Genomic DNA, 25,579 nt, shown 5'->3' on the forward strand with positions numbered 1-25,579 from the left:
TCTCTATCCAGGGCGTGAATTATTGAGCGTAGTGGTGAAGCCAGAATTACGCCAGAGTCCGCGTCAGCGCCCTTTCTCATACACCGTCATGGTAAAGACGACGGGCAACTGGCTAACATTACAATATTCATGCGGCGCATCAGTACGCGCTACCGCAGAACATCCCTCTGCCACCTGATATTGGTCATTATTCACCGTCAGGGTGAGCTGCCCCTCGGTCACGTATAGCAGTTCCCAGGTGTCGGCCGGGTGCCCCGGCGAACGGAACGATTCGCCAGGCAGCATCCGCCACTGCCAGAGCTCAAGCATATCCGGTCCGCTGGTGCCGGCCAGCAGTCTGGCGCTGCCGCCCTGCTCGCCGCGCCATAATATCGGAATTGCGTCACGGTCGATAAGATGGACCATCGGTTCACTGGCGACGTTGACAAACTCCGCCACCGACACCCCCATCGCCGCAGCGATTTTGCACAACAACGCGATACTGGGATTCGCCCGACACCCTTCGATATCCACCAGCATCCCTTTACTGACGCCTGCGCGACGGGAAAGCTCGTCGAGAGAGATCTTCTTTTCGCGTCGAAACTGCTTAATACGCCGCGATACCGCCTCATTAATGCGGCTTAGATCGTTGCTATTATCGGTCGTTATATTGACTTTGTCGTTCATCGGTCGATATTATGCTCTAAATCAGTCGTTACAGGATTATGCAATGTCTCACCCATTACCGTCAATTAGCCCACAGTTAGCCGCGATCGCCCCGGGGTTTCGGGCGCTGAGTATTACCGTCAACGCTGCGCCGCTACGTGATGCTTCTATCGGTGAAGCCGCGCTGGCCACAGCCTGTCAGGCGGTATTAGCCGGACAGCCCGCCTGGGCGGAAGATCATCTCGCGGCTTGGTCTACGGTATTCAAAGCGTTTGGCGCTAAGCCAAAACGCACGCCCTGCTCCGCGGAGGCGTTGCGTAAACGCGTACTGCGCGAGGGCGCCATGCCGGCAATTGACCCGGTCGTTGACCTCTACAATGCCGTCAGCCTGCGGTATGCCGTTCCGGTCGGGGGTGAGAACATCGCCGCCTATTGCGGCGCGCCGCGTCTGGTTATCGCCGACGGTTCTGAGCTTTTTGATACGATGAAGGAAGGCTTAGCCGCCGTTGAATCAGCGGAACCGGGAGAAGTCATTTGGCGTGACGATCGCGGAGTTACCTGCCGCCGCTGGAACTGGCGACAGGGAGTTCGCACCCGTCTGAGCGCTCGCGACCCGCAGATGTGGTTTATTCTGGAAAGCCTGCCGGAAATGCCGCTCGAAGCGCTGCATGAGGCCGGGCGGATGCTTACCGAGGGACTGGAGCAGATGATGCCCGGCCTGAGTCACCAGTCCACGTTAATCAGTCTGTAAAGGCAGGCACAGGAGCAGGCGATGTCACTATTTTTAACCAGTTTTATCTTTCAGAAGAAAGAGTACGACGACGACTTTTATCAACTGGACGGCGTAATCGAACGCTACACCCGGTCGCTAGAAGGGTTTATCGGGATGGAGAGCTATCATGATGCCGCCAGCGGCAGAATCATCAATAATTACTACTGGCGTGACCGACAGTCTATGGAAATGATGATGAACCATCTGCAACACCAGCAGGCTAAAGCGCAGGGGCAACGCTGGATTGCCGGTTATCAAACCATCGTTGCCGAGATTGAGGGCAGCCATAATATGAACCTGCCCCATCCACTTGCGGAGTATCCACTACGCTATCAACCGCAACACCAGGAATAGACCGGCAAATACCGTTTCGGTTTATTCGGCCTGTTTCTGGCGAGTGACATAACGCCTCTTCCACGCTTTCTTGCTACGACAGCAGGCGGTGGCTTTTGCCCAAGGCCGCAGCAATTGGGTATCTTGTAGTTCCTGCACCGCCGGGCTTTCACTCCAACGCGTCACTACTAAGGGGGATAGCGTGGTCATTACCATAGCGTTCTCCTTCAGGCGTTAACCATTCCGTAGTAAATTCAACAACTTCAGATAGAGAGTAGCACGCTTTACGGCAAGTTCCTTCAACATTTGTGTGGCTTTGTAAAGCCGCCACCCTATCAGCCCGCCCTATCATCCCCGCCTCCGTTTCAGATAAACATTCGCTGCCAATATTGATCATAAATTTTGAATGAGATACGCAAATTGTTTCGATTTTAAACAACCGGCATTGGTTCTATTCTTATCACATCGGAGCAACAGTGCTCCTCCCCAAACAAAAAATTTAAGGAATATGACCATGAAATCCATCAAAACTTTTGCTGCTGTTACCGTTCTGTCCCTGATGTCATTCGGTGCTTTCGCGCAGAGCGTGACGGCAACCGCTTCGACCCTCGACCGTGCGGAAGCGAAAATTGCCGCGCAGGCTGCAGAGCAAGGCGCGTCTTATAAAATCACCAGCGCCCAGTTCAATAACCGCGTCTATATGACTGCCGAACTGAGCAAATAATAGTGCGAGCATGGCGCGTCAGACATTCTCTCTGGCGCGCCGCGCTGCTTTTTAGCGAAGACAATGTTGTTGTCCCCTCCGTCGTTCACCTCTTCCAACCATTAATGAGATGTACTCTCCGCCAATGATTCAACCGGCTGGAAGAGACCGCAGCCATTAAACGCCTTTTCCATCCTGCTGCTGCTCAATAACCACTTGTTCCAGCACCACCGAGGCCTTATCCGCTATCCCAGCGCTGACTTTTGTCGCCAACACGTTAATAAATCCGCGCAGCTGCTGCGCCGTCAGGCCGTTGTGCAGGCTAATCGCGTAATGGCTCTTCAGCTGGCTTTCCACGCCGGATAGCGCTGCCAGCATTGAGATCGTCGCCAGCTCGCGCGTCGACCAATCCAGAACGTCACGCTGGAAAATATCGCCAAACAGATGTGCCTTCAGATAGCAGTCAATGGCCGGCGCAAAATCAAATAGCGGTCCGCTGACCGTTTGCCCTACCAGTTGTGTCTGATTACGGCTACCGGCCTGCAGGCTATCCCAGTTCTCCGGTAACGGGGTCGCTGTCGCCCCCTCGTTATCAATAACGCCTCGCGCCTGGCGCTCGGTTATCACCCTCATCAGGCAGGAGAGCGCATTCAGGCTCCGCGGAAAGCCGCAGTAGGCATACAACTGCACCAGCGTCTCTTTTAATTCATTTATTGTCAGGCCGATATCAAGCGCGGTCTCCAGCGCCGGGGCCAATGCCGCGATATTGCCTTCAGCGGCCAGGGCGCCAACCGGGATCAGTGCCTGTTGGCGCGCGTTCAATGGGTTTTGCATCGTTTGTTCTCCAAACGGAAAGTATCGACAGGAGAAGAGGATTATAGAAACTTGGCAGGGGGTTGATTAGCCAGGCAAAAACGAACAGACCTATGAGATGGGCTCATGAATTATCTATTACGATGCACAGGGCTTCCTTGCCCTGGGGGGATATTATTCGAAGTAGACTTCCGGGTTTTCCGACAGTGAAACGAAGGTTTTGGTGTCTTTATCCAGCGCGCGAATATCGCCGCTTTCGATATCATAGAACCAGCCGTGCAGACGCAGGGTTTTGTCACGCAGGCCAACCGCGACCGATGGATGCGTTTTAATGTTGTTCAACTGGGCAATGACGTTTTCCTGCACCATACCGTTCACTTTATCGGTTTCACTGGCCCAGGTTTTCTTCTCAACCACCGCTTTCGCCGCGTCGGAGTAGCGCAACCAGTGGGAAACGGCAGGCATTGGTTCCAGACATTGGCAGGTGGCGATGGCTTTCATCGCGCCGCAGTTGGAGTGACCGCAGATAACAATATCCGTCACGCCAAGGGCGACAACGGCATATTCAATGGTGGCAGACACGCCGCCCGGCTCCGGTCCAAATGAGGGCACAATATTACCGGCATTACGAATAACGAACAGCTGCCCAGGTTCCTGCTGGGTAACCAGTTCCGGAACCAGGCGGCTATCGGAACAAGAGATGAACAACGCTTTAGGATTCTGGCTCGACGCCAGGCTGCGGAAGAGCTCTTTGCGTTGCGGGAAAATCTCTTTCTGGAAGTTGAGGAAGCCCTCAATGATATGTTGCATAGCAGTGTCTCTTTTCTCTGTAGTAATTACGATATGACAAAGATCACATTTAGCTAGTGTATCACCGAAGCGCAGAATGGGAATCGTTATTGATAATAGCTGCGCAATAAGCACCCAACCTCTCCTTTGGGCGCTTGCCTCTGTGGGTCTACATAAAGAACTTCACCGCTTGTTGCAAGGTGGTGCCCATCCCCCACAGCAAGGGTATGCCGACCGCCAGCCAGCTTAGCGTCAGCAGCAGCGGCGCGGGCGTCGGTTCCCAGCTCAGCTGCGCGTCTTTATTGATAGTATACAGGCCCCTCGCCTGCTGCTGTTGCTCCGCGGTCATGGCATATTTCTGCGAAATCGGCCGAACCAGCTGATTACAAATAAAGCCGATGATAAGCAACCCGGTCAACGCCAGCAGCGTGATGTCATAAATTCTCGCGGGTTCCACGCCTTGCGCCAGCTGGTACTCGCGCAAATAGTTGACCAGCACCGGGCCGCTGATCCCCGCCGCCGACCAGGCAGTCAGCAGACGGCCATGGATCGCGCCAACCATTTGTGAGCCAAATACATCGGCGAGATACGCCGGGATGGTCGCGAACCCGCCGCCGTACATAGAGATAATCACGCAAAGCGCACAGACAAAAAACGCCACGTAGCCGCCGTGGTTAATGAGCGGCAGCGTGCCGTAAAGTAGGGTTCCCAGAAAGAAGATCAGCGCGAAGGTGACCTTCCTACCGCACATATCGGAAACAGAAGCCCAGAAAAAGCGCCCCAGAATATTAAACAGGCTGAGCAGGCCGGTAAATCCCGCCGCCATCGTCGCGATACGCTTCAGCTGTTCTGTATTAAGTTCCTGCCAGCCCAGATCCAGCGATAGTAACTTACCGGCAAAAATCTCCTGCAGCATCGGCGAGGCCATGCCGAGAATGCCGATCCCGGCGGTAACGTTGAGCCACAGCACCAGCCACAGCAGCCAGAATTGCGGGGTGCGCCACGCGACGCTGACGTGAACCTGAATGGTTGGCTGTTTGCCGATGACTTGCTGCGCTTTCGCGCCGCGCGGATGCCAGCCCATCGGCGGCAGGCGATAGCCGAATGTCCCACAGAGCATAAACAGCGCATAAATCACCGCCAGCGCCAGAATGCTCTGCCATACCCCACTTTCCTGACCATCGGCGAAAAAATTAATCAGCCAATTCGCCAGCGGTGCACCCACCAGCGCCCCGCCGCCGAAGCCCATGATCGCCATTCCCGCGGCCATCCCCCGCTTATCGGGAAACCAGCGCAACAGCGTTGAGACCGGCGAAATATAGCCAAGCCCCAGGCCAATGCCGCCAATCACACCGGCGCCCAACCACAGTAGCCACAGCTGATGAAAATAGATTGCCGCGCTCGCCAGCAGCAGGCCGCCACACCAGCAAAGGGTTGCAACGAAACTCACCAGACGCGGGCCAACCTTCTCCAGCCAGCTCCCCCAGAGCGCCGCGGAGCAGCCGAGAAAAACGAAGAACAGCGTATAGGTCCAGCCAAGCAGGGAAATTTTCCAGTCGCACTGGCGGGTAACCAGTTGCTGCCAGAATGACATATCGACCGGACACTGCAGCGGCGCGCTGCCGCCGATCAGCTGCGACATTGGCAGCCAGTAGACGGAAAAGCCGTAGGCCATACCAATGCACAAATGCACCGCCAGCGCCGCCGGTGGGACCAACCAGCGGTTAAATCCAGGTTTAGCAATAATGCGGGGCTTAGCAAAAAAACGACTCAACGATGAAACGGGCGGAGTCGCGAGATTCTCATTTATCTGCACCATATTCCTGTCCTTATCATGTTTGTTTGCCGGCTATCGCAGCAGCCGATGGCAAACGGTAAAGGCAAGAACAATGCCACCTGCTGAAAAAACGAACAGAAAATGGTGACTGAAGCGAGCAAGCAGAACAGATAAGCCATGAGGGAGGAGTTGAAAGCTGTAAAAAAAGAGAAAATCATCAGTAGTGATTTTCTCTTTTCCGGGTATTCGGCGCGTGATGCATGCCAGATCAATAACGATCGGCGATTTTGATAAACATTGCTCTCAGAGTGATACGGGTTATCAAACCCCGACCAGTTCATATTTTTTGATTTTACGATATAGCGTCGCAATGCCGATCCCGAGTTCATCAGCGGCCTGCTTTTTATTGCTATAACGCGTCAAAGCATCGCGGATCATCTGCTTTTCCATCTCCTCCAGCGCCGTTCCCCCCTCTTCTTCTTTCGCAACGCTGGCTGGCGCCGCCCCGGTGCTTTCACGCTCGTTGACTTTGCCGCTGCTGATAAGATTTGGCGGCAACAGCGACAGATCGATCACCTCACCGGAGGGAACCACGTTAACCAGGTACTCCATCAGGTTACTCAGCTCGCGAATATTGCCCGGCCAACGGTAGTTCTTCAGTAAGGCGATAACTTCCGGGGACACGCCGGGATAAACCAGCTCCAGCCGCCGGGTGTGCAGGTGCAGGAAATAGTGAATCAGCAATTCGATATCATCCTGACGCTCGCGCAGCGGCGGCAGGCGCAGTGGGATGACATTAAGCCGATAGAACAGATCCTCGCGGAATTTGCCTTCGGCAATGAACTGCTCAAGATTCTGGTTAGTGGCCGAAATAATGCGGATATCGACCGGCACCGGATGGCTCGCCCCCACCGGCTGAATTTCGCGCGATTCAATCGCCCGCAGCAGCTTAGCCTGCAGGGTTAACGGCATGTCGCCGATTTCATCGAGAAACAGCGTGCCGTGATTAGCTGCCTGAATCAACCCGGTCTTGCCGTTTGCCGACGCCCCGGTAAATGCGCCTTTGACGTAACCAAAGAGCTCGCTCTCCAGTAGCTGCTCGGGGATGGCCGCGCAGTTGATGGCGATGAAAGGCTTTGCCTGTCTGTCGCTGAGCTTATGCACCGCGCGAGCGACCACCTCTTTGCCGGTTCCACTTTCGCCGACGATCATTACGCTCGACGGGCTTGGCGCCACACGGGTAATCAGTTTTTTCAGCTGACGCATTGGCCGACATTCGCCAACCATCTGTTCAATCTGCGGGACATCCTGCGGCGGCGCCAGATCGGCCGACGAATGCGACTGATGGAAGGCCATTAAGAACAGCCATTGATCCTGAATAGCGTGCAGCTGACCGATAATCAGCTCTTTCTTATCATCAAAAGAAATGACGTGCTGAACGTGGCCGCGAATAAAATTTTGCGCAAACGTCAGCGGACGAAAATGAATAGTTTTACCAATCATACTACCGTGATTCGCGCCAAGGATTTTCATTGCCGCCTGATTGGCAAATTTAACTTTTTGATCCTGGCTAACCACCAGCACGCCCTGATCCATGTTTTCAATCATGGTGGAAAACATTTTAAGCATATTGTCTCCCCCACCCTGGTCTTCTAACAGGCGGGAGACAAATATTGAAGAAACGTGTCGTACATAATCTGAGAACTCGTGGAGGTTGTCATTAATGCGCTCCTGCTGCTCGCGAGTTAGGGCGACCAGGCTAATAACCCCGACACACTGTTCCTGATAAATGACCGGAGTGCCCAGAAATGCCTTCTCTTTACAGTTCTCTTTATTGGTACACCCCTTACACAAGGGGTCAAAACGCGAATGAGTCACGACCTTTTCTTTTTTTGTTTCTATTATGTAACGTAAAAGTCGCGAATCTGTATTTAATTTTCGCCCCAGGAATTTACCGTAGGCGCCGGTACCGGCGACGCGGCACAGCGTATTATCGACAATCTCGACCTCGAGTTGTAACACGCTGGAGAGCATGCGGGCAAAACGTTGAATCGTTGGCTGAATCTGCATTAAAACGGATAGAGAATTGGAGGGAATCATAATTGACCTTTTAATATCAGTAGCCGAAAGAGAAAAGCTGAAGATCGACTCTTTTTATTCTGCGTTTATCATACTACCGCTGCGCAACTTGAAAAAAGGTGCCAACCCTGCGCTTTTTTACGGCTTAAAGAAAATATGGAAGAGGTATCACATTTTCCTCTCAATATGATAATCCACAGGCCAAAATTATCATTTTGGTGTCGAAATCACCGTCGCAGAACGATATCCACGCTCGTCTGATGGATCAAATTAAATTTATCGTGACAACTGGCGAATGAATTTCATTTCTATCAATTGACCGTTATAAGCCATTTTTCGTGACCCGCCTCTCATAATTCCCGACTTTTTCGCTCGCGCACCGCGACTGAATTACAACTGGCACGCTTATTGTTAGTGGTAATACAGCGCTGGCCGTCGCCACTTACATCAATGTCATTTCGACTGCACAGCAATCAATAAGCCGTCATTCACTACCAGGATCGAAATATGAAAACTGTTAACGAACTGATCAAGGATATCAATAAGCTCAACTCCAACCTGCATGAAAAAGACTTCCTGCTGACGTGGGAGCAATCGCCGGACGAGCTGAAGCAGGTGCTGGATGTCGCCGCGGCGTTGAAAACGCTGCGGGCGGAAAACATCGCTACCAAAGTTTTTAACAGCGGGCTGGGTATTTCGGTCTTTCGCGATAACTCGACCCGCACCCGCTTCTCTTATGCCTCGGCGTTAAACCTGCTCGGCCTGGCGCAGCAGGACCTCGACGAAGGCAAGTCGCAGATCGCCCACGGTGAAACGGTACGTGAAACCGCCAATATGATCTCCTTCTGCGCTGACGCCATCGGTATCCGCGACGATATGTATCTCGGCGCCGGCAACGCTTATATGCGTGAAGTCGGCGAAGCACTGGATGACGGCCACAAACAGGGCGTACTGCCGCAGCGCCCGGCATTAATAAACCTGCAGTGCGACATCGACCATCCGACGCAGGCGATGGCCGATCTGGCCTGGCTGCGTGAACACTTCGGCTCGCTGGAAAATCTGAAAGGTAAAAAAATTGCCATGACCTGGGCCTACTCGCCAAGCTACGGCAAACCGCTTTCCGTTCCGCAGGGGATCATCGGTCTGATGACCCGCTTCGGTATGGACGTCACCCTCGCCCATCCGGAAGGCTACGATCTGATCCCGGATGTTATCGAAGTGGCGAAGAAAAACGCCGCGGCATCCGGTGGCAGCTTCCGTCAGGTCACCGATATGGCGGAAGCCTTTAAAGACGCCGATATCGTTTACCCGAAATCCTGGGCGCCATACAAAGTGATGGAACAGCGCACCGAGCTACTGCGCGCCAACGACCATGACGGGCTGAAAGCATTGGAAAAAGCCTGTCTCGCCCAGAACGCCAATCACAAAGACTGGCACTGTACCGAAGAGATGATGAAGCACACCAAAGACGGTGACGCGCTGTATATGCACTGCCTGCCGGCGGATATTACCGGCGTCTCCTGCGAGGAAGGCGAAGTCACCGAAGCGGTGTTCGAAAAATACCGTATCGCCACCTATAAAGAGGCCAGCTGGAAGCCGTACATCATCGCCGCCATGATCCTCTGTCGCAAATATGCCAAACCCGGTCAGTTGCTGGAGCAACTGCTGCAGGACGCGCAAAAACGCATCAAATAACCTCGCAAGCCGGTCTGCGGGCCGGCTTCCCCGACTCCAAAGAAGGATAAGGACAGAATATGTCTGCTTTTTCGCTGAAAATGGATATTGCCGACAACCGCTTCTTTACCGGTGAAACCTCGCCGCTGTTTTCCCGTCAGCAGGCGCAACAGGCGCGTCATTTTCATCAAAAAATCGCCGGTTACCAACCGACGCCGCTATATGCCCTGAAGGAACTGGCGGCGCTGTTCGGCGTAAAGAACATCCTGGTAAAAGATGAATCCCAGCGCTTTGGCCTCAACGCCTTCAAAATGCTCGGCGGCGCCTACGCCATCGCCCAGCTGTTGTGTGAAAAATACCGTCTCGATATTAACGCCTTCTCGTTTGATACCCTGAAATCCACCATCAAAGAGAAGATGACTTTCGCCACTACCACCGACGGCAACCACGGGCGCGGCGTCGCCTGGGCCGCCCAGCAGCTAGGGCAAAACGCGGTGGTATACATGCCGAAAGGTTCAGCGCAGGAACGCGTGGATGCCATTTTGCGCCTCGGCGCGGAATGTATCGTTACCGATATGAACTACGACGATACCGTGCGCTTTACCATGCAAACCGCGCAGAAAAACGGCTGGGAAGTGGTACAGGACACCGCATGGGAAGGTTACACCAAAATCCCAACCTGGATTATGCAAGGTTACGCCACCCTCGCCGATGAAGCGGTAGAACAGATGGCGGCGATGGGCATTGCTCGCCCTACCCACGTCTTCCTGCAGGCCGGTGTCGGCGCGATGGCAGGCGGCGTGCTCGGCTATCTGGTCGACGTCTTCGGCGCCCGCGATTTGCACTCGGTGATCGTCGAACCTGAACTGGCGGACTGCATCTATCGCTCCGGAGTAAAAGGCGACATCGTCAACGTCGGCGGCGACATGGCCACCATCATGGCCGGACTGGCCTGCGGCGAACCTAACCCGCTGGGCTGGGAAATCCTGCGCAACTGCGCCACCCAATTTATCTCCTGCCAGGATGCCGTTGCCGCCCTCGGTATGCGCGTACTCGGTAATCCCGTCGGCAATGATCACCGGGTTATCTCCGGGGAATCCGGCGCCGTCGGGCTCGGGACGCTGGCCGCCGTCCACTTCCATCCGCAGCGCCAGGCGCTGATGAACAAACTGGGGCTTGATAACCACTCCGTGGTGCTGGTCATCAGCACCGAAGGCGACACCGACGTGCAGCATTACCGCGAGGTCGTCTGGGAAGGCAAGCTGCCGGCAGCACAGTAAACGTTCAACTTATTCAACATTTTCTTCCCGCGAAGCGGGAAATCAGGACCGGAGAGTTAATTCATGGCTAAGCACATTCCATTCAAACTGATTGTCGAAAAAGCAAACCACTACCAGCAGGATATGACCCGCTTCCTGCGCGATATGATCGCCATCCCCAGCGAAAGCTGTGACGAAAAACGCGTCGTGCATCGTATTAAAGAAGAGATGGAAAAAGTCGGCTTCGATAAAGTCGAGATCGACCCGATGGGCAACGTGCTGGGCTATATCGGCCACGGCCCGCGACTGGTCGCCATGGACGCGCATATCGATACCGTCGGCATCGGTAACATCAAGAACTGGACCTTCGACCCCTATCAGGGGATGGAAACCGATGAGCTGATCGGCGGGCGCGGCGCGTCCGACCAGGAAGGCGGGATGGCGTCGATGGTCTACGCTGGAAAAATCATCAAGGACCTCGGTCTGGAAGATGAATATACCCTGCTGGTGACCGGTACCGTCCAGGAGGAAGATTGCGACGGTCTGTGCTGGCAGTACATCATCGAGCAGTCCGGCATTCGCCCGGAATTCGTGGTCAGTACCGAGCCGACGGATTGCCAAATCTATCGCGGTCAGCGCGGGCGTATGGAGATTCGCGTTGATGTTCAGGGGGTGAGCTGCCACGGCTCGGCGCCGGAGCGCGGCGATAATGCCATTTTCAAAATGGGGCCGATTCTTAACGAGCTGCAGGAGCTGTCCCATAACCTTGGCAACGATGAATTCCTGGGTAAAGGCACCCTCACCGTTTCAGAAATTTTCTTCACCTCGCCAAGCCGCTGCGCGGTTGCCGACAGCTGCGCGGTCTCTATCGACCGCCGTCTGACCTGGGGCGAAACCTGGGAAGGCGCGTTGGATGAGATCCGCGCCCTGCCTGCCGTGCAGAAGGCTGGCGCCGTGGTCTCAATGTACAACTATGAACGCCCGTCATGGACCGGGCTGGTTTATCCAACGGAATGCTACTTCCCGACCTGGAAAGTTGAAGAGGATCATTTCACCGTACGCGCGCTCAGCAACGCCTATGAAGGGCTGTTCGGTAAAGCGCCGGTGGTCGACAAGTGGACCTTCTCCACCAACGGCGTTTCCATCATGGGCCGTCACGGCATCCCGGTTATCGGTTTCGGTCCGGGTAAAGAGCCGGAAGCCCATGCGCCAAATGAAAAAACCTGGAAACAGCATCTGGTGACCTGCGCCGCGATGTACGCCGCAATCCCGCTGAGCTGGCTGGCAACGGAGTAAGTTCGTACGGTTATTCCTCCCGCCGCGCGTCGGCGGGAGTCTGGAGTTTTTATGCGCGTACTGATTAAAAACGGCATCGTGGTCAACGCCGACGGCCAGGCAAAACAGGATCTGCTGATTGAAAACGGCCTGGTCAGCCAGCTCGCCGAACGGATAACCCCGACCGAACCTTGCCAGACTATCGATGCCGCAGGTTGCTACGTCATGCCCGGCGGCATTGACGTTCATACTCACTTTAATATCGATACCGGGCACGCCCGCAGCTGCGATGATTTCTTCACCGGCACCCGCGCCGCCGCCTGCGGCGGTACCACCACTATCGTCGACCATATGGGCTTCGGCCCCGCCGGCTGCCGGCTTCGTCACCAGCTAGAGGCCTATCACGGATATGCCGCCTACAAAGCGGTGATCGACTACAGTTTTCACGGCGTTATCCAGCATATCAACCATGCCATCCTCGATGAAATCCCGATGATGGTGGAAGCCGGAATTAGCAGCTTCAAGCTCTACCTGACCTACCAGTATAAGTTGAACGATGACGAAGTGCTTCAGGCGATGCGCCATCTCCACCGCGCCGGCGCGCTAACCACCGTTCATCCGGAAAACGACGCCGCTATCGCCCGTAAACGGGCCGAATTTCTGGCGGCCGGCAAAACCGCGCCGCGCTACCACGCCCTTAGCCGCCCGCTGGAGTGTGAAGCGGAGGCCATCGCGCGGATGATCAACCTCGCCCAGCTCGCCGACAATGCGCCGCTGTATATCGTTCATCTCTCCAACGGCCTGGGGCTGGATTATCTGCGTCTCGCCCAGCGGCGGCATCAGCCGGTATGGATTGAAACCTGTCCGCAATATCTGCTGCTTGACGACCGGTGCTATGAACGCGAAGACGCGCTGGGCTATTTATTAAGCCCGCCGCTGCGCAACGCCAGCAACAATGATGCGCTGTGGTGCGGTATCGCCGATGGCTCGATCGACGTGGTGGCGACCGATCACTGCGCTTTCTCGATGGCCCAACGCCAGCAGCTCTCCGGCGGCGATTTCAGCCGCTGTCCGAACGGCCTACCTGGGGTGGAAAACCGCCTGTTGCTCATGTTTTCCCACGGCGTCATGACCGGGCGGATCTCACCGCAGCGTTTCGTCGCGCTCACCAGCGCCACCCCTGCGAAGCTATTTGGCCTGTGGCCGAAAAAAGGACTATTGGCACCCGGCGCAGACGGCGATGTCGTCATAATCGATCCGCAGCGCACCACCACGATCCGCCATGAGATGTTGCATGACAACGCCGACTATTCGCCCTGGGAGGGCTTTATTTGCCAGGGCGCGATTCGCCAGACCTTATCGCATGGCCGGGTTATTTTCGATAACGGCACCTTCACCGGCAGCGCTGGCCAGGGGCGTTTTTTACGCCGCGATCCCTTTTCTACCGCTCACCTTCCGGTCAGCGGAACCACATCTTAAGTGAGGCATTCATGAGTAAGAAAATTGTACTCGCCCTCGGCGGTAACGCGCTTGGCGAGGATCTGGCCGGGCAAATGCAGGCCGTCAAGCAAACCGCGCAGGCTATTGTCGACCTGATAGCCCATGGCCACCAGGTGGTCGTGACCCACGGCAACGGCCCGCAGGTTGGGATGATTAACCTTGCTTTCGAAGCCGCAGCCAAAACCGAGGCCCATACCCCGATGTTGCCCATGTCGGTCTGCGTGGCACTAAGCCAGGGCTATATCGGATATGACCTGCAAAACGCCCTGCGCGAGGAGCTGCTGTCGCGATCGATGCATATCCCGGTGGCGACAATCATCACCCAGGTGGAAGTCGACACCAACGATCCGGCGTTTAAAAATCCGACCAAACCTATCGGCTCTTTTTTCACCGAGCAGGAAGCGGAACAGCTCACGCGTCAGGGCTACGTCATGAAAGAAGATGCCGGGCGCGGCTATCGCCGGGTTGTCGCCTCGCCGCAGCCGGTCGATATTATTGAGAAAGAGACGGTAAAAGCGCTAATGGATGCCTGTCACGTGGTGATCACCGCGGGCGGCGGCGGGATCCCGGTAATCCGCGAAGGCAATCATCTGCGCGGCGCCAGCGCGGTAATTGATAAAGACTGGGCCAGCGCTAAACTGGCGGCGATGATCGACGCCGACATGCTGATCATCTTGACCGCGGTCGAGAAAGTGGCGATCAACTTCGGCAAACCCAACGAGCAGTGGCTGGATAAGCTGTCGCTCAGCGATGCTGAACAGTTCATTCGTGAGGGTCACTTCGCTAAGGGTTCGATGCTGCCGAAAGTTGAGGCCGCCGCGTCATTCGCCCGTTCACGTCCGGGGCGCAAAGCGCTCATCACCGTATTAAATAAAGCCAAAGAAGGAATTGAAGGAAAAACCGGTACGGTTATTGAAGGGTAAAAAGGCACGAAATGTAGATACTGTTTTCCCGGAGGCGGCGCGTTGCGCCTTATCCGGGCTACCAGACTGCACAGTTCTGTAGCCCCGGTAAGCGGTAGCGCCACCGGGGATTTTGAGGCCATCAACACCGGCTTCATCCAGCGCAGTGAATAAATTAAAGGCCGGTCGCACGAACGGTAGGCCGGGTAAGGCGTAGCCGCCACCCGGCAAAAAAGCGGCTTCGTGCCGCTATCTACGCCACCGACAATAACTCACTCTTCTCTTTTACTCTTTTATTCATCAGCGTCATCAGCGCCTCAAGCACCCCGCCGCCGATGGCGCGCGCCTTATCGGAGACGCTGGTAAAATCGGCGCTGGCGCCGCGCGGGTCGATATCGCCAATTTTAAAGCCGCTATCGACCACTAACCCATCGCTGAGCAAACCACGCACCATACCGCTTAATGGCGCAATAATCTCGGCCTCGCCGATAGTGGCGATGATATCGCCTTCATTAACGATATCCCCCAGCGCCACCTTCGCATGCATCACCCCGGCACCCGGGGCGCGGATCACCCGTCGTGAGGTATGCCCAAGAATATTACCAGGAACCCCGGTGTTCTCCTGCGCTTTGCCATCGTAAATCACCTGCCCCAGCCAATGGCCGCGATTGGTTTCAATCACCGCATGACAATCCACGCCAGCGCAAAAACCCGGGCCCAGCGCAATTACCGCCGGCGCCATTTCTCGTTGCGTACCAAAATTCTCTTTCGCCAGAATGGCATCCACGACGCAGACAGGACGCAGTTCAGTCAGCGATTCGCACAGCGGATCCACCAATACCGGAATCACGCCATTCTCAATCACCTGGATGGCCTCCTGAGCGGATGACACCCGCTTCGCCATCACCCCTTCTACCGTCATTTCACCGTCGAAGACTGCCTGGGCAAAAGCGACGCTGCGGCGGATAACCGTCGGCTTCGCCACTTCCAGCATCACCACTTTGAACCCCGCATGCCACAGGCGCAGTGCCACGCCGCTGGCGATATCGCCGGCGCCGCGAATAGCGACCAACTGCTGCTGCGCAGGCGTGGCAGCCGCCATCAGCAGGCCGCCGGGCGCGCGATTTTTTACCTGCAGGATTTCCGCCAGAATGCTAATTGCTATCTCATGCGGCGTTTCGGCGCCAATGTTATAGCCAACCGGCGCGTGCAGGCGGGCAATATGTTCTGCGGCAACGCCGTTTTCCCGCAGCTGGCGTAAAAATACCTGGACTTTACGGCGGCTGGCCAGCAGCCCAAGCCAGGCGACCGGTCGTTCAATCAGTTTATCCAGCGCTTCACGATCCTGGTTATTGGTGGCGATTAACACAAAGTCATCACCGCGGATCGCCAGGGAATCCACTGCCTCGCTGAAGGTTTCAGCATGCAGCAACTGCGTTGTCGGCGGAAAATAGTCGGGGTTCAGGCTTTCAGAATAGATATCGGCCACCGCCACCTCAAAACCCAGCAGCGCCGCGCTTTGCGCCACCGCGCGGTTAACGTGCCCGGCGCCGATCAGCACCAGCCGCGGGCGCAGGCCATGTACGCTAATATAGACCGACATCGCCCCACCGCAATCGGAGCCGACCGCATCGCTGCCGCTGCGCGCCATCCGCCCATGAAACATGCGCGACGCTTTTTCGCTGAGCGCTTCCAGCGCCTGTTCAATCACTTTACGCTCAACCATGCCGCCGCCGATGGTGCCGACTATCGAACCATCTTCACGGATTAACATCTGCGCCGAATGGCGCGGCGTTGAGCCGCGGCTATCGACAATCTGCGCCAGGGCAAACGGGCGATTCTGTGCTTCGAGTTTTGCCGCTTCAGAGAAAATATTCATAACAACCTCAATGGATATCCGCCATGCGCCCAAGCCGGGGCGTCACTCTGTTGTTCGTCGCCGCGTTATCGCGGGTTGCTCTTGTACTGCTCCCGCCCACAGTGCGTTAATCCCCCACTGCTGCAACAGCGCCTCCTCCGGTAAATTCTCATTTTGAGAAAGCTGATTCAGCAGCAGGATCCGGCGACTGGCGGGCGGAACGCCTTTAAACGCTCCCTGCGGATGCGCTATCAAGCGATGCAGCATCGGCCACCTCAGCGCTGTATCCGGCGCCGCGCCGGTTATCCGGGAAAAAAGGGGCCAGCGATGAACGGTCGCTGGCCCAACGTTTTGCCCGAGCCTCCAGGCCCCCATGACGGCAATAACGCAGCAACAGGATTGAGGTATGCAAGGTTCGTGCTCAGCTGGCGCTTTTAAGGCGAAACCGTGAGCCCCGTCAGCTTCTACCAGCACCACGTCCACGCAACCTGCGGCAACCAGCGCATCAAGCTGTTGCGGGCTAAACCCACGAACTTTACCCGCAGGGGCGAGCCATGAGGCGTAGCAGGCCTGTAGCGGCCGCAGCCAAACCTCGTCAGGCAGCGCCAGCGGATCGCGGCAAATCAGCACAGGTAGGGTTGTCGGAAGATACATGTGGGTGGTCGTGGTGAGCAGAACTCGCCGGCCAGCCTCACGAAAACGCTGCGCCAGCCACATTAAGGTACTGGTTTTACCTCCCGCGCCGACGGCGGAAATCAGCAGCGGACCATCATTTACGCCTAAATCACAAAACAGCGATTGCAGATGCGGTATATTTTCCATGCGCTGGACAGGATTCCATTATTCAGGGAGGAGTATGAAACAGGTCGATTGTATTATTACCGCCGCCGGATTGTCCTCCCGGATGGGACAGTGGAAAATGATGTTACCCTGGCGCGGAACGACAATACTTGATGCAAGTATAAAAAACGCCCTGCAATTCTGCTCGCGTATTATTCTGGTGAGCGGTTTTCGCGCAGAGGAGTTACATCAACGCTATTCGGCGCATCCGAAAATAACCCTGGTTTATAATCCCAACTATCAGCAGGGTCTGTTTACTTCTGTTTGCGCCGGCGCAAGCCAGGTGCGAAACAACTACTGTTTTATCACCCTCGGCGATTTACCCTGCCTGCCGACTGCGCTTTTCCAGCGGCTGTGGCAACAACGGGGCGACAGCGCGCTTCTTCCGCAATATCAAGGCGTACCGGGTCATCCAATCCTTATTGCCGGCACGCAGTTGTGCCAACTTATCACTCACGATGGACCCGGCTCAATGCGCAAACGGTTATTACAGAGCCGCCATCGCTGTCTGGAGTTAGATTTTCCGCAGATGGTCTGGGATATCGATACCCCTGCTGATTTTATTCGCCTGCAAAACCAGGATTAATAATGCCTTTGTCGGGAAATTATCATTGTGATATTTCGCCGTTTATTTTGAGAAATCCCGGCGGATAAAAATATAGAGTGATTTTAATTCTCATTACCATAGCGTGAGCCTATTCACAAAGCCAGGCGTTCTTTAGATCTGTCTCACATTTTTAATTATTCAAACCTTCTGCCTTTAATAACTGGTTCGATTGTTGCTCTTCCTTAACTATCCGTCGGAATAAGCACCACTAACCGGCAAATTTGATTGCACAGATAAAGGAGAGGGTTATGGGGGATATCATGCGTCCCGTCCCGTTTGAGGAATTATTGACGCGCATTTTCGATGAGTATCAACAACACCATTCCATTTTTGGTATTCCTGAGCAGCAGTTCTATTCGCCCACCAACCAACGCCGGGTAAGCGTCTTCGGCGAAAGCTGCGCCACCCCAATCGGCCCGGCCGCCGGCCCGCATACCCAACTGGCGCAGAATATCATCACCGCCTGGCTCACCGGCGGGCGGTTTATCGAGTTGAAAACCGTACAGATCCTCGACCGCCTTGAGCTTGAAAAACCCTGTATCGACGCTGAAGACGAATGCTTCAATACCGAATGGTCTACGGAATTCACGCTGCAAAAAGCGTGGGATGAATACCTTAAAGCATGGTTTATTCTGCATCTGCTGGAAGAGATTTTCCCGTTCACGCCGGCGCAAAACGGCAAGTCATTTATTTTCAATATGAGCGTCGGCTATAACCTGGAAGGCATCAAACAACCGCCGATGCAGCAGTTTATCGATAATATGATGAACGCCGCCGGGCAGCCGAAATTTACCCAGTACCGCGACACGCTGAACCGCTGGCTGCATGATGACGCCTTCCTTGCCCGCCTGTCGCTGGATGATATCCGCCCGCGGCTGGCGACGCTCGCGGAACGCATTCCGGCAAAACTGGTACAAGGGGTTACTCTCTCTACCATGCATGGTTGCCCGCCGGATGAAATCGAAGCCATCTGCCGCTATATGCTGGAAGAGAAGCAGCTCAACACCTTCGTGAAGCTCAATCCGACGCTGTTGGGCTACCCGCGGGTACGCGAAATTCTCGACACCTGCGGCTTTGACTATATCGGTCTGAATGAAGAATCTTTTGAACACGATCTTAAAATCGGCCAGGCGCTGGAAATGTTGACGCGTCTGATGGCGTTAGCGAAAAGTAAACAACTCGGCTTCGGCGTGAAGCTAACCAACACCCTCGGCACGGTCAACAATAAAGGCGCGCTGCCCGGCGATGAGATGTATATGTCCGGCCGCGCCCTGTTCCCCCTCTCCATCAACGTTGCGGCGCTGCTATCGCGTGAATTCGACGGCAAACTCCCGATCTCCTACTCCGGCGGCGCCAGCCAGCTCAATATCCGCGATATCTTTGAAACCGGGATCCGCCCCATTACCATGGCGACCGATCTGCTAAAACCCGGTGGTTACCTGCGTCTTAGCCAGTGCATGCGCGAGCTGGAACAGGCCGATGGCTGGGAAATGAATCAGGTCGACGTCAAGCGCCTGAACGCGCTGGCGGAAAAAGCGGTGAGCATGGAGTACACGCAAAAACACTGGAAGCCGGACGATCGCATCGACGTTGGCGAGCCGCTGCCGTTAACCGACTGCTACGTCGCCCCTTGCGTCAGCGCCTGCGCCATCAAACAGGATATTCCGGAATACATTCGCCTGATGGGCGAGCAGCGCTATGCCGATGCGCTGGAGCTTATCTATCAACGTAACGCGTTGCCGGCGATCACCGGCCATATCTGCGATCACCAGTGCCAGTACAACTGTACGCGTCTTGATTATGACAGCGCGTTAAATATCCGCGAGCTGAAAAAAATCGCCCTTGAGAAAGGCTGGCCGGAATACCAACGCCGCTGGCATAAACCGGCTGGTTCCGGTAGCCGTAACCCGGTGGCGGTGATTGGCGCAGGCCCGGCGGGGCTGGCGGCGGGTTACTTCCTCGCCCGCGCCGGCCACCCGGTCACGCTATTTGAGCGCGAAGCTAACGCTGGCGGAGTGGTAAAAAACATCATTCCGCATTTCCGCATTCCCGCGGAACTTATCCAGCAGGATATCGAGTTCGTTGTTAATCACGGCGTCAATATTGTCTACGGCTGCGACCCGCATCTCACCGTCGAAAAACTCCGTCAGGAGGGTTATCGCTATGTACTGGTCGGCACTGGTACCGACAAAAACAGCGGCGTGAAGCTTGGCGGCGACAACACGAATATTCATAAATCGCTCAACTTCCTGCGCGCGTTCAACCGCGGCGATCGCCTGAACGTGGGTAAACACGTGGCCATTGTCGGCGCGGGCAATACTGCAATGGACTGCGCCCGCGCGGCGCTGCACATCCCCGGCGTTGAGAAAGCGACGGTGATTTATCGCCGCTCGCAGCAGGAGATGCCAGCATGGCGCGAGGAGTACGAAGAAGCCCTTCAGGATGGCGTTACGTTCCGCTTCCTCAGTAACCCGGAGCACTTCGCCGCTGACGGCACGCTGACCGTTCGCGCCATGGCCCTCGGCGAACCTGATGAACAGGGTCGACGTCGCCCATTGCCCACCGATGAAACCTGGACGCTGCAGGTCGATACGCTGATTACCGCTATCGGCGAACAGCAGGATGGCGAAGCGCTGGCGGCGATGGGGATCCCGCTCAACGACCACGGCTGGCCTGAGGTCAATGCTGATGGCGAAAGCCGTCTGGCTAACGTCTTCCTGATTGGCGATGTACAGCATGGCCCTTCTTCGATCGTCTCGGCGATAGGCAACGCCCGTCGCGCCAGCGATGCGATCCTGAAGCGCGAGAATATCCGCAGCCACTTCGGCGATAAACAGTGGAATAACGTCGATCCCGCGGATATCTACCGCCGCAAAGGAACCATTGCTATCGCTCAGGTTGATAAAGACGACCGCGATGCCTTTGTCGCGCAGGAGGCGGAGCGTTGCCTCGAATGTAATTACGTCTGCAGCAAGTGCGTTGATGTTTGCCCGAACCGCGCCAACGTCTCAATCGCGGTGCCGGGGTTCGACAACCGCTTCCAGACGCTGCACCTCGACGCGTACTGCAACGAATGCGGCAACTGCGCGCAGTTCTGCCCATGGCAAGGCAAACCTTATAAGGACAAAGTCACCGTTTTTAGCCTCGAACAGGATTTCAACAACAGCAGCAATCCGGGTTTCCTCGTGGAACAGCAGCGGGTTCATGTCCGCCAGGATGGCCTGATCTGGCAACTGGAAATCGATACTCAGGGTCAGTTCGCTGAAGTACCGCCGCAACTGGATGCCATGTGCCGCATCATCAGCCACGTCCATCAACATCACCACTATTTGCTGGGAGCCGTCGAAGTATGAGTATCTTAGTGCTTAAAAATGCCACCCTTGCCCAGCTTCACCCGGCAAAAGTGGAAGAAGGTGTCGATATCATAATCGAAAATGACAGAATTATCGAAACAGGCGCGAACCTGAGCCAGCGTTATCCGCAGGCGCGTATCAAAGAAATGCGCGGCCGGCTGGTGATGCCGGGAATGGTCTGCTCGCATAACCATTTTTATTCCGGACTGTCGCGCGGAATTCAGGCCAATATTGCGCCGAGTCCCGATTTTATCTCCACGCTGAAAAACCTGTGGTGGCGCCTGGACCGCGCGCTGGATGAGGAGTCCTTATACTACAGCGGGCTTATCTGTTCGCTGGAGGCCATTCGCAGCGGCTGCACCGCCGTCATTGACCACAGCGCGTCGCCGAACTATATCGCTGGATCATTAAGTCAGTTACGTAACGCTTTCATCAAGGTCGGCCTGCGCGGCATGACCTGTTTTGAAACCACCGACCGTAACGGCGGCCTGCAGGAACTTCAGGCAAGCGTGGAGGAAAATATCCGTTTTGCCCACGAAATCGATCGGGCGCGGGAAAACGGCGACGAACCCTATCTGGTAGAAGCGCATATCGGCGCCCATGCGCCGTTTACGGTTCCTAACGAGGGGCTTTTGATGCTTCGCGAAGCATTAAAAGCAACCGGGCGCGGCCTGCATATTCATATGGCGGAAGACCGTTACGACGTTTCCCACAGCCACCATCACTACGGTAAAGATCTGCTGGTACGCCTGGCGGAGTTCGATCTCATCGATAGTAAAACGCTGGTGGCTCACGGGCTGTATCTGTCGGACGCGGATATTGAACTACTGAACGCGCACGATGGTTTTCTTGTCCATAACGCCCGCTCTAACATGAACAACCATGTTGGCTATAACCAGCAGCTGACGGCATTTCGCAACCTGGCGCTGGGCACCGACGGTATCGGCTCCGATATGTTTGAAGAGCTCAAGTTCGCCTTCTTTAAACACCGTGATGCCGGCGGGCCGTTGTGGCCGGATAGCTTTGCGCGGGCATTAAGCAACGGCAACACGCTGCTTAGCCGCAACTTTAACGACCGTTTCGGCCGTATTGAGGCAGGCTATAAGGCGGATTTAACCATCAGCGATTATATTCCGCCGACGCCGCTGCTGGCGGCTAATCTCGCCGGGCACATCGCCTTCGGTATGGGGGCCAGCCACGTACATAGCGTGATGGTGAATGGTGTCATGGTCTATGAGGATCGGCAGTTCGCTATTGATTGCGATACGATTTTCGCCGAAGCGCGGAAGGTGGCGAAGAAGATGTGGCAGCGGATGGATGCATTGCCGTAATCCCATCACGCAAAAACAAAACCCGGTCGCTGTACCGGGTTTATTTTTTGGCTTCTAGCGGGGCTATAAATAGCGCAGAAACATCGTTCGGGTAGCCCGGATAAGACGCGGCGCGTCGCCATCCGGGACTCTCCTATAAACTCAACAAGCTGGCGCTGGCGATCGTTCTCTGTTTCTGCAGCGCCGCCAGCGCCTCACCGGTCATCAGCGATATTGCCGCCGTTGGGCATACCGACACGCAGGCCGGGCCGCCATCTCGCTGCTCGCAGAGATCGCACTTCACGATAACCGGCGGATGCGCCGCCGATGTCTCGATAGTAATCGCGCCAAATGGGCAGGCGACGACACAGCTCTGGCAGCCTATGCAGCGCTCGGCATCGGCCTCGACCCGTTCGGCGCCCATCGCCAATGCGCCGGTCGGACAGACCCCAACGCATGGCGCGTTCTCACACTGATGGCACATCACCGGCACGCTCAACGTGTCGAGTCGCATCACCTTCAATCGCGGATGAAATTCCGCCCCTTCCGCCACATGCTCCAGTGCGCAGGCGACTTCGCAGGTACGACAGCCGATACAGGCCTGTGAACTGGCAAGAATAAAATGGGTCATCACCGCTCCTTATGGTCAAATCGCGCCAGCATTTCGCTTGCGGCCTGGCGCCCGGCAACCATTGCCGTCACCACCAGATCGGCGCCATGCACCGCATCGCCGCCGGCATAGATTTTGTCATGGCTGGTCTGCGTGGTGCCGCGACCTTTGCCGCCCGTCACAATCTGCCCCCAGCGGTCAAGTTTGATGCCGTGCCCCCGCAGCCACGGCATGTCATGGGCCTGGAAACCAAACGCCAGCACCAGCACATCGGCCGGGAGTTCGAATTCTGAACCGGCAATTGGCCGCGGGCGGCGGCGGCCATCCGGTCCTGGTTCACCCATTTCGGTACGGATCATCCCGACGGCGCTGACCTGGCCTTTACGGTTACGCAGGATATATTGCGGCTGAACGTTAAACTGAAACGCCACGCCCTCCTCCCGCGCGTTCACCACCTCTTTTTTCGAGCCCGGCATGCTTAACTCATCGCGACGATAGGCGCAGGTCACGCTCTCGGCTCCGCGACGCACCGCGGTGCGCAGACAGTCCATCGCCGTATCGCCACCGCCCAGCACCACCACCCGCTTACCCTTAATGTCGGTTAGCGGATATTCGGCGCTCTCTTCAAGCCCCATCACCTCACGGGTATTGGCAATCAGGAACGGCAGCGCCTGAATAACACCCGGCGCATCTTCGCCATCAAGACCAGCGCCCATCAGCCCATAGGTGCCGACGCCTAAAAAGACCGCGTCATAGTTAGCAACCAGGTCGCTGAAGGCCACGTCGCGCCCCACTTCCTGATTGAGATGGAAACGAATCCCCATATCGCTGAAGATCTCACGCCGCAGCGCCATTACCGTTTTTTCCAGCTTGAAAGACGGAATGCCGAAAGTCAGCAGCCCGCCAATTTCAGGATGTTTATCAAAAACATCAACCTGTACCCCGGCGCGCGCGAGAATATCCGCGCAGCCCAGTCCCGCCGGTCCGGCGCCGATAATAGCCACGCGTTCCCGACGCGGCGCAACCTCGCCTGTGGTTGGCCGCCAGCCCATCGCCAGCGCGGTATCGGTGATATAGCGTTCCAGATTGCCAACCGCCACCGCGCCGCCTTCGTTTTTCAGCGTACAGGCGCCCTCACATAGCCTGTCCTGTGGGCAGACCCTGCCGCAAATTTCCGGCAGTGAACTACTTTGATGACAGAGTTCTGCGGCCTCAATAATTTTGCCTTCACGCACCAGTCGGATGAAATCGGGAATATGGTTGTGTAACGGGCAGGTCCAGTTGCACCAGGCTTTTTGCGCGCAGTACAGGCAACGCTCGCTTTCATATTCGGCATCACATTCGCTAAGGCGCTGGTAGATCTCGGCAAAATGCGCTTTTCGCTCCTCCGCGGCAAGCTTCTTCGCCCCCACCCGCGGCGCTTTATCCAGGATTGCTTCGCGCCTTGCACCACGACGCTCGGCCAGCGGCTGCCCTTGGGCGGAGCGGATTTGTCTTTCCCGCTGTAACCGCTGGAGCGCGCTCTCGTCCATTACGCGCAGCGCCTGTGTCGGGCAACTGGCCACGCAGGCCTGTTCTGCGGAGGGGCGCTCGCGACAAAGATCGCATTTTTGCGCCAGCTGCGGGCCATCTTCCCCGCTGGCGACCATCTCGATTGCGCCAAATGGGCAAGCGACGACGCAGTTTTTGCAACCGATACACTCGGACTGGGTAAACTGGATGCTGTCGTTGGCGACATACAGCGCCTGAGTCGGGCAGGAGGTGACGCAAGGCGCGTCGTTGCAATGGTGGCAAGTGGTCGCAGTACTGGCATTCCGGTGGAAGACAACATGGATGCGCGGAACAAAGGCGCTGCGCTGTGCCGGCCAGGCATCCTGATGATGCGCCGTGACGCAGGCTACTTCGCAGGCATGACATCCAATACAGTTCGCAACATCGGCCACAATAAATCGATTCATTTGCTTCCCTTTTATTCTTCTGGAATAGTCTCAGGGATGGATTGCAATATTCGGGCGATATTGGGCGCTCACCTTCTGCTGCCATTCATTTTTGCGAGTCAGCTCAAATTATTACTCTCCTGTCACTCTCGAATAAATAAAAGCTCATCAAATCACTGGGATGGCATCTCAAGCCCGTCCTGCCTTTTTATCATTTTTACCTTCTTAGCGCTTATTTCGCCTACCAAAATGAGACGGCATATATCTCAAACTGATATTCGCCATTTTTATTTCTGATGCCCGCTCGCAGCGTTAAACGGGCCTGCAAGAAATAAACATGCCAACCCGTGATTGATTTCACAAATATATTCTTCCACTACCGCTTCGCTCATTTTTGGCACAGCTTACGCATAACCCTCCTAACGCATAAGCAACTCCGTGCGCGTTATACGCTGGTGAACATCATCAGCAGAGGGAGGCAATGGCCTTCGAATCGTAACTTCTGCCCTTTCAGTTAGGCACGGGAAGAAGTCGTAAAGGAGA

The 25,579-nt window shown here is 55.8% G+C and carries 20 protein-coding genes; 11 read left to right on the forward strand and 9 right to left on the reverse strand.

Going from position 1 to position 25,579, the window contains the following annotated elements; all coding sequences use genetic code 11:
- Positions 1 to 63: 63 nt before the first annotated feature.
- Entirely contained in the window at positions 64 to 666 is a 603-nt protein-coding gene (locus AC22LX_RS03505; RefSeq protein ID WP_045392510.1) for a cupin domain-containing protein, read from the reverse strand.
- Positions 667 to 709: 43 nt separating this feature from the next.
- Between AC22LX_RS03505 and AC22LX_RS03510 the strand changes: the two genes are divergently transcribed.
- The 3 genes from AC22LX_RS03510 (at position 710) to AC22LX_RS03520 (ending at position 2,474) form a co-directional block, all read left to right on the forward strand.
- A complete protein-coding gene (locus AC22LX_RS03510; RefSeq protein WP_045392513.1) occupies positions 710 to 1,396 on the forward strand; it encodes a B3/B4 domain-containing protein in 687 nt (228 codons plus the stop codon).
- 21 nt (positions 1,397 to 1,417) lie between these two features.
- Entirely contained in the window at positions 1,418 to 1,771 is a 354-nt protein-coding gene (locus tag AC22LX_RS03515) for an antibiotic biosynthesis monooxygenase family protein (RefSeq protein ID WP_045392516.1), read from the forward strand.
- 493 nt (positions 1,772 to 2,264) lie between these two features.
- Positions 2,265 to 2,474, forward strand: coding sequence for a YdgH/BhsA/McbA-like domain containing protein (locus AC22LX_RS03520; protein WP_015366896.1), 210 nt, complete (start codon positions 2,265 to 2,267; stop codon positions 2,472 to 2,474).
- Between the two features lie 156 nt (positions 2,475 to 2,630).
- Here the strand turns inward: AC22LX_RS03520 and AC22LX_RS03525 are convergent, their stop codons facing one another.
- From AC22LX_RS03525 to AC22LX_RS03540, 4 genes are all read right to left on the reverse strand, one after another.
- The gene (locus tag AC22LX_RS03525) at positions 2,631 to 3,329 is read right to left on the reverse strand and encodes a carboxymuconolactone decarboxylase family protein (RefSeq protein WP_264673709.1); all 699 of its coding nucleotides are present in this window, start codon (positions 3,327 to 3,329) and stop codon (positions 2,631 to 2,633) included.
- Between the two features lie 111 nt (positions 3,330 to 3,440).
- Positions 3,441 to 4,076: a carbonic anhydrase gene (locus tag AC22LX_RS03530; protein ID WP_015366898.1), complete on the reverse strand. Its 636-nt coding sequence runs from the start codon at positions 4,074 to 4,076 to the stop codon at positions 3,441 to 3,443.
- A gap of 148 nt (positions 4,077 to 4,224) precedes the next feature.
- Complete coding sequence (locus tag AC22LX_RS03535; protein ID WP_045392522.1) at positions 4,225 to 5,874, reverse strand: OFA family MFS transporter; 1,650 nt, start codon at positions 5,872 to 5,874, stop codon at positions 4,225 to 4,227.
- A gap of 279 nt (positions 5,875 to 6,153) precedes the next feature.
- Positions 6,154 to 7,932 carry a sigma-54 interaction domain-containing protein gene (locus AC22LX_RS03540; protein WP_045392525.1) on the reverse strand — a complete coding sequence of 593 codons (1,779 nt, stop codon included), beginning with the start codon at positions 7,930 to 7,932 and terminating at the stop codon, positions 6,154 to 6,156.
- Positions 7,933 to 8,418: 486 nt separating this feature from the next.
- Between AC22LX_RS03540 and ygeW the strand changes: the two genes are divergently transcribed.
- The 5 genes from ygeW (at position 8,419) to arcC (ending at position 14,542) form a co-directional block, all read left to right on the forward strand.
- Positions 8,419 to 9,606 (forward strand): knotted carbamoyltransferase YgeW, encoded by a 1,188-nt coding sequence (ygeW, locus tag AC22LX_RS03545; protein WP_015366901.1) that lies wholly within the window; start codon positions 8,419 to 8,421, stop codon positions 9,604 to 9,606.
- Between the two features lie 59 nt (positions 9,607 to 9,665).
- Entirely contained in the window at positions 9,666 to 10,865 is a 1,200-nt protein-coding gene (dpaL, locus tag AC22LX_RS03550; RefSeq protein WP_045392528.1) for a diaminopropionate ammonia-lyase, read from the forward strand.
- A gap of 63 nt (positions 10,866 to 10,928) precedes the next feature.
- The gene (locus AC22LX_RS03555) at positions 10,929 to 12,140 is read left to right on the forward strand and encodes a YgeY family selenium metabolism-linked hydrolase (RefSeq protein WP_015705213.1); all 1,212 of its coding nucleotides are present in this window, start codon (positions 10,929 to 10,931) and stop codon (positions 12,138 to 12,140) included.
- A 51-nt stretch (positions 12,141 to 12,191) separates the two neighbouring features.
- Positions 12,192 to 13,598 (forward strand): dihydropyrimidinase, encoded by a 1,407-nt coding sequence (gene hydA, locus AC22LX_RS03560; protein ID WP_045392531.1) that lies wholly within the window; start codon positions 12,192 to 12,194, stop codon positions 13,596 to 13,598.
- Positions 13,599 to 13,609: 11 nt separating this feature from the next.
- Entirely contained in the window at positions 13,610 to 14,542 is a 933-nt protein-coding gene (arcC, locus tag AC22LX_RS03565; protein WP_045392533.1) for a carbamate kinase, read from the forward strand.
- A 232-nt stretch (positions 14,543 to 14,774) separates the two neighbouring features.
- Here the strand turns inward: arcC and yqeB are convergent, their stop codons facing one another.
- Positions 14,775 to 16,400, reverse strand: a complete 1,626-nt coding sequence (yqeB, locus tag AC22LX_RS03570; RefSeq protein ID WP_047050061.1) for a selenium-dependent molybdenum cofactor biosynthesis protein YqeB — start codon at positions 16,398 to 16,400, stop codon at positions 14,775 to 14,777.
- Positions 16,401 to 16,442: 42 nt separating this feature from the next.
- Positions 16,443 to 17,201, reverse strand: a complete 759-nt coding sequence (gene yqeC, locus AC22LX_RS03575; protein ID WP_045392537.1) for a selenium cofactor biosynthesis protein YqeC — start codon at positions 17,199 to 17,201, stop codon at positions 16,443 to 16,445.
- 34 nt (positions 17,202 to 17,235) lie between these two features.
- Here yqeC and AC22LX_RS03580 point away from each other — a divergent pair, with 34 nt between their 5' ends.
- From AC22LX_RS03580 to ssnA, 3 genes are all read left to right on the forward strand, one after another.
- Entirely contained in the window at positions 17,236 to 17,805 is a 570-nt protein-coding gene (locus tag AC22LX_RS03580; protein ID WP_045392539.1) for an NTP transferase domain-containing protein, read from the forward strand.
- A 269-nt stretch (positions 17,806 to 18,074) separates the two neighbouring features.
- A complete protein-coding gene (ygfK, locus tag AC22LX_RS03585) occupies positions 18,075 to 21,179 on the forward strand; it encodes a putative selenate reductase subunit YgfK (RefSeq protein ID WP_045392541.1) in 3,105 nt (1,034 codons plus the stop codon).
- Positions 21,176 to 22,510, forward strand: a complete 1,335-nt coding sequence (gene ssnA / locus AC22LX_RS03590) for a putative aminohydrolase SsnA (RefSeq protein ID WP_045392543.1) — start codon at positions 21,176 to 21,178, stop codon at positions 22,508 to 22,510. Before ygfK ends, ssnA begins: the two co-directional genes overlap by 4 nt.
- Before the next feature lie 133 nt (positions 22,511 to 22,643).
- On the opposite strand, the gene AC22LX_RS03595 is transcribed toward ssnA, so the two are convergent.
- Both AC22LX_RS03595 and ygfT read right to left on the reverse strand, forming a co-directional pair.
- Positions 22,644 to 23,120: a 4Fe-4S dicluster domain-containing protein gene (locus AC22LX_RS03595; RefSeq protein WP_045392545.1), complete on the reverse strand. Its 477-nt coding sequence runs from the start codon at positions 23,118 to 23,120 to the stop codon at positions 22,644 to 22,646.
- Entirely contained in the window at positions 23,120 to 25,057 is a 1,938-nt protein-coding gene (gene ygfT / locus AC22LX_RS03600) for a formate-dependent uric acid utilization protein YgfT (protein ID WP_045392547.1), read from the reverse strand. Before ygfT ends, AC22LX_RS03595 begins: the two co-directional genes overlap by 1 nt.
- Between the last annotated feature and the right edge of the window lie 522 nt (positions 25,058 to 25,579).

The organism is Klebsiella sp. PK01 (genome assembly GCF_057624675.1).

Bases quoted from the DNA above. Each gene is read 5' to 3' on its own strand.
- AC22LX_RS03505 (WP_045392510.1), bottom strand. From the start codon at position 666: ATGAACGACAAAGTCAATATAACGACCGATAATAGCAACGATCTAAGC.
- AC22LX_RS03510 (WP_045392513.1), top strand. From the start codon at position 710: ATGTCTCACCCATTACCGTCAATTAGCCCACAGTTAGCCGCGATCGCC.
- AC22LX_RS03515 (WP_045392516.1), top strand. From the start codon at position 1,418: ATGTCACTATTTTTAACCAGTTTTATCTTTCAGAAGAAAGAGTACGAC.
- AC22LX_RS03520 (WP_015366896.1), top strand. From the start codon at position 2,265: ATGAAATCCATCAAAACTTTTGCTGCTGTTACCGTTCTGTCCCTGATG.
- AC22LX_RS03530 (WP_015366898.1), bottom strand. From the start codon at position 4,076: ATGCAACATATCATTGAGGGCTTCCTCAACTTCCAGAAAGAGATTTTC.
- AC22LX_RS03535 (WP_045392522.1), bottom strand. From the start codon at position 5,874: ATGGTGCAGATAAATGAGAATCTCGCGACTCCGCCCGTTTCATCGTTG.
- AC22LX_RS03540 (WP_045392525.1), bottom strand. From the start codon at position 7,932: ATGATTCCCTCCAATTCTCTATCCGTTTTAATGCAGATTCAGCCAACG.
- ygeW (WP_015366901.1), top strand. From the start codon at position 8,419: ATGAAAACTGTTAACGAACTGATCAAGGATATCAATAAGCTCAACTCC.
- dpaL (WP_045392528.1), top strand. From the start codon at position 9,666: ATGTCTGCTTTTTCGCTGAAAATGGATATTGCCGACAACCGCTTCTTT.
- AC22LX_RS03555 (WP_015705213.1), top strand. From the start codon at position 10,929: ATGGCTAAGCACATTCCATTCAAACTGATTGTCGAAAAAGCAAACCAC.
- hydA (WP_045392531.1), top strand. From the start codon at position 12,192: ATGCGCGTACTGATTAAAAACGGCATCGTGGTCAACGCCGACGGCCAG.
- arcC (WP_045392533.1), top strand. From the start codon at position 13,610: ATGAGTAAGAAAATTGTACTCGCCCTCGGCGGTAACGCGCTTGGCGAG.
- yqeB (WP_047050061.1), bottom strand. From the start codon at position 16,400: ATGAATATTTTCTCTGAAGCGGCAAAACTCGAAGCACAGAATCGCCCG.
- yqeC (WP_045392537.1), bottom strand. From the start codon at position 17,201: ATGGAAAATATACCGCATCTGCAATCGCTGTTTTGTGATTTAGGCGTA.
- AC22LX_RS03580 (WP_045392539.1), top strand. From the start codon at position 17,236: ATGAAACAGGTCGATTGTATTATTACCGCCGCCGGATTGTCCTCCCGG.
- ygfK (WP_045392541.1), top strand. From the start codon at position 18,075: ATGGGGGATATCATGCGTCCCGTCCCGTTTGAGGAATTATTGACGCGC.
- ssnA (WP_045392543.1), top strand. From the start codon at position 21,176: ATGAGTATCTTAGTGCTTAAAAATGCCACCCTTGCCCAGCTTCACCCG.
- AC22LX_RS03595 (WP_045392545.1), bottom strand. From the start codon at position 23,120: ATGACCCATTTTATTCTTGCCAGTTCACAGGCCTGTATCGGCTGTCGT.
- ygfT (WP_045392547.1), bottom strand. From the start codon at position 25,057: ATGAATCGATTTATTGTGGCCGATGTTGCGAACTGTATTGGATGTCAT.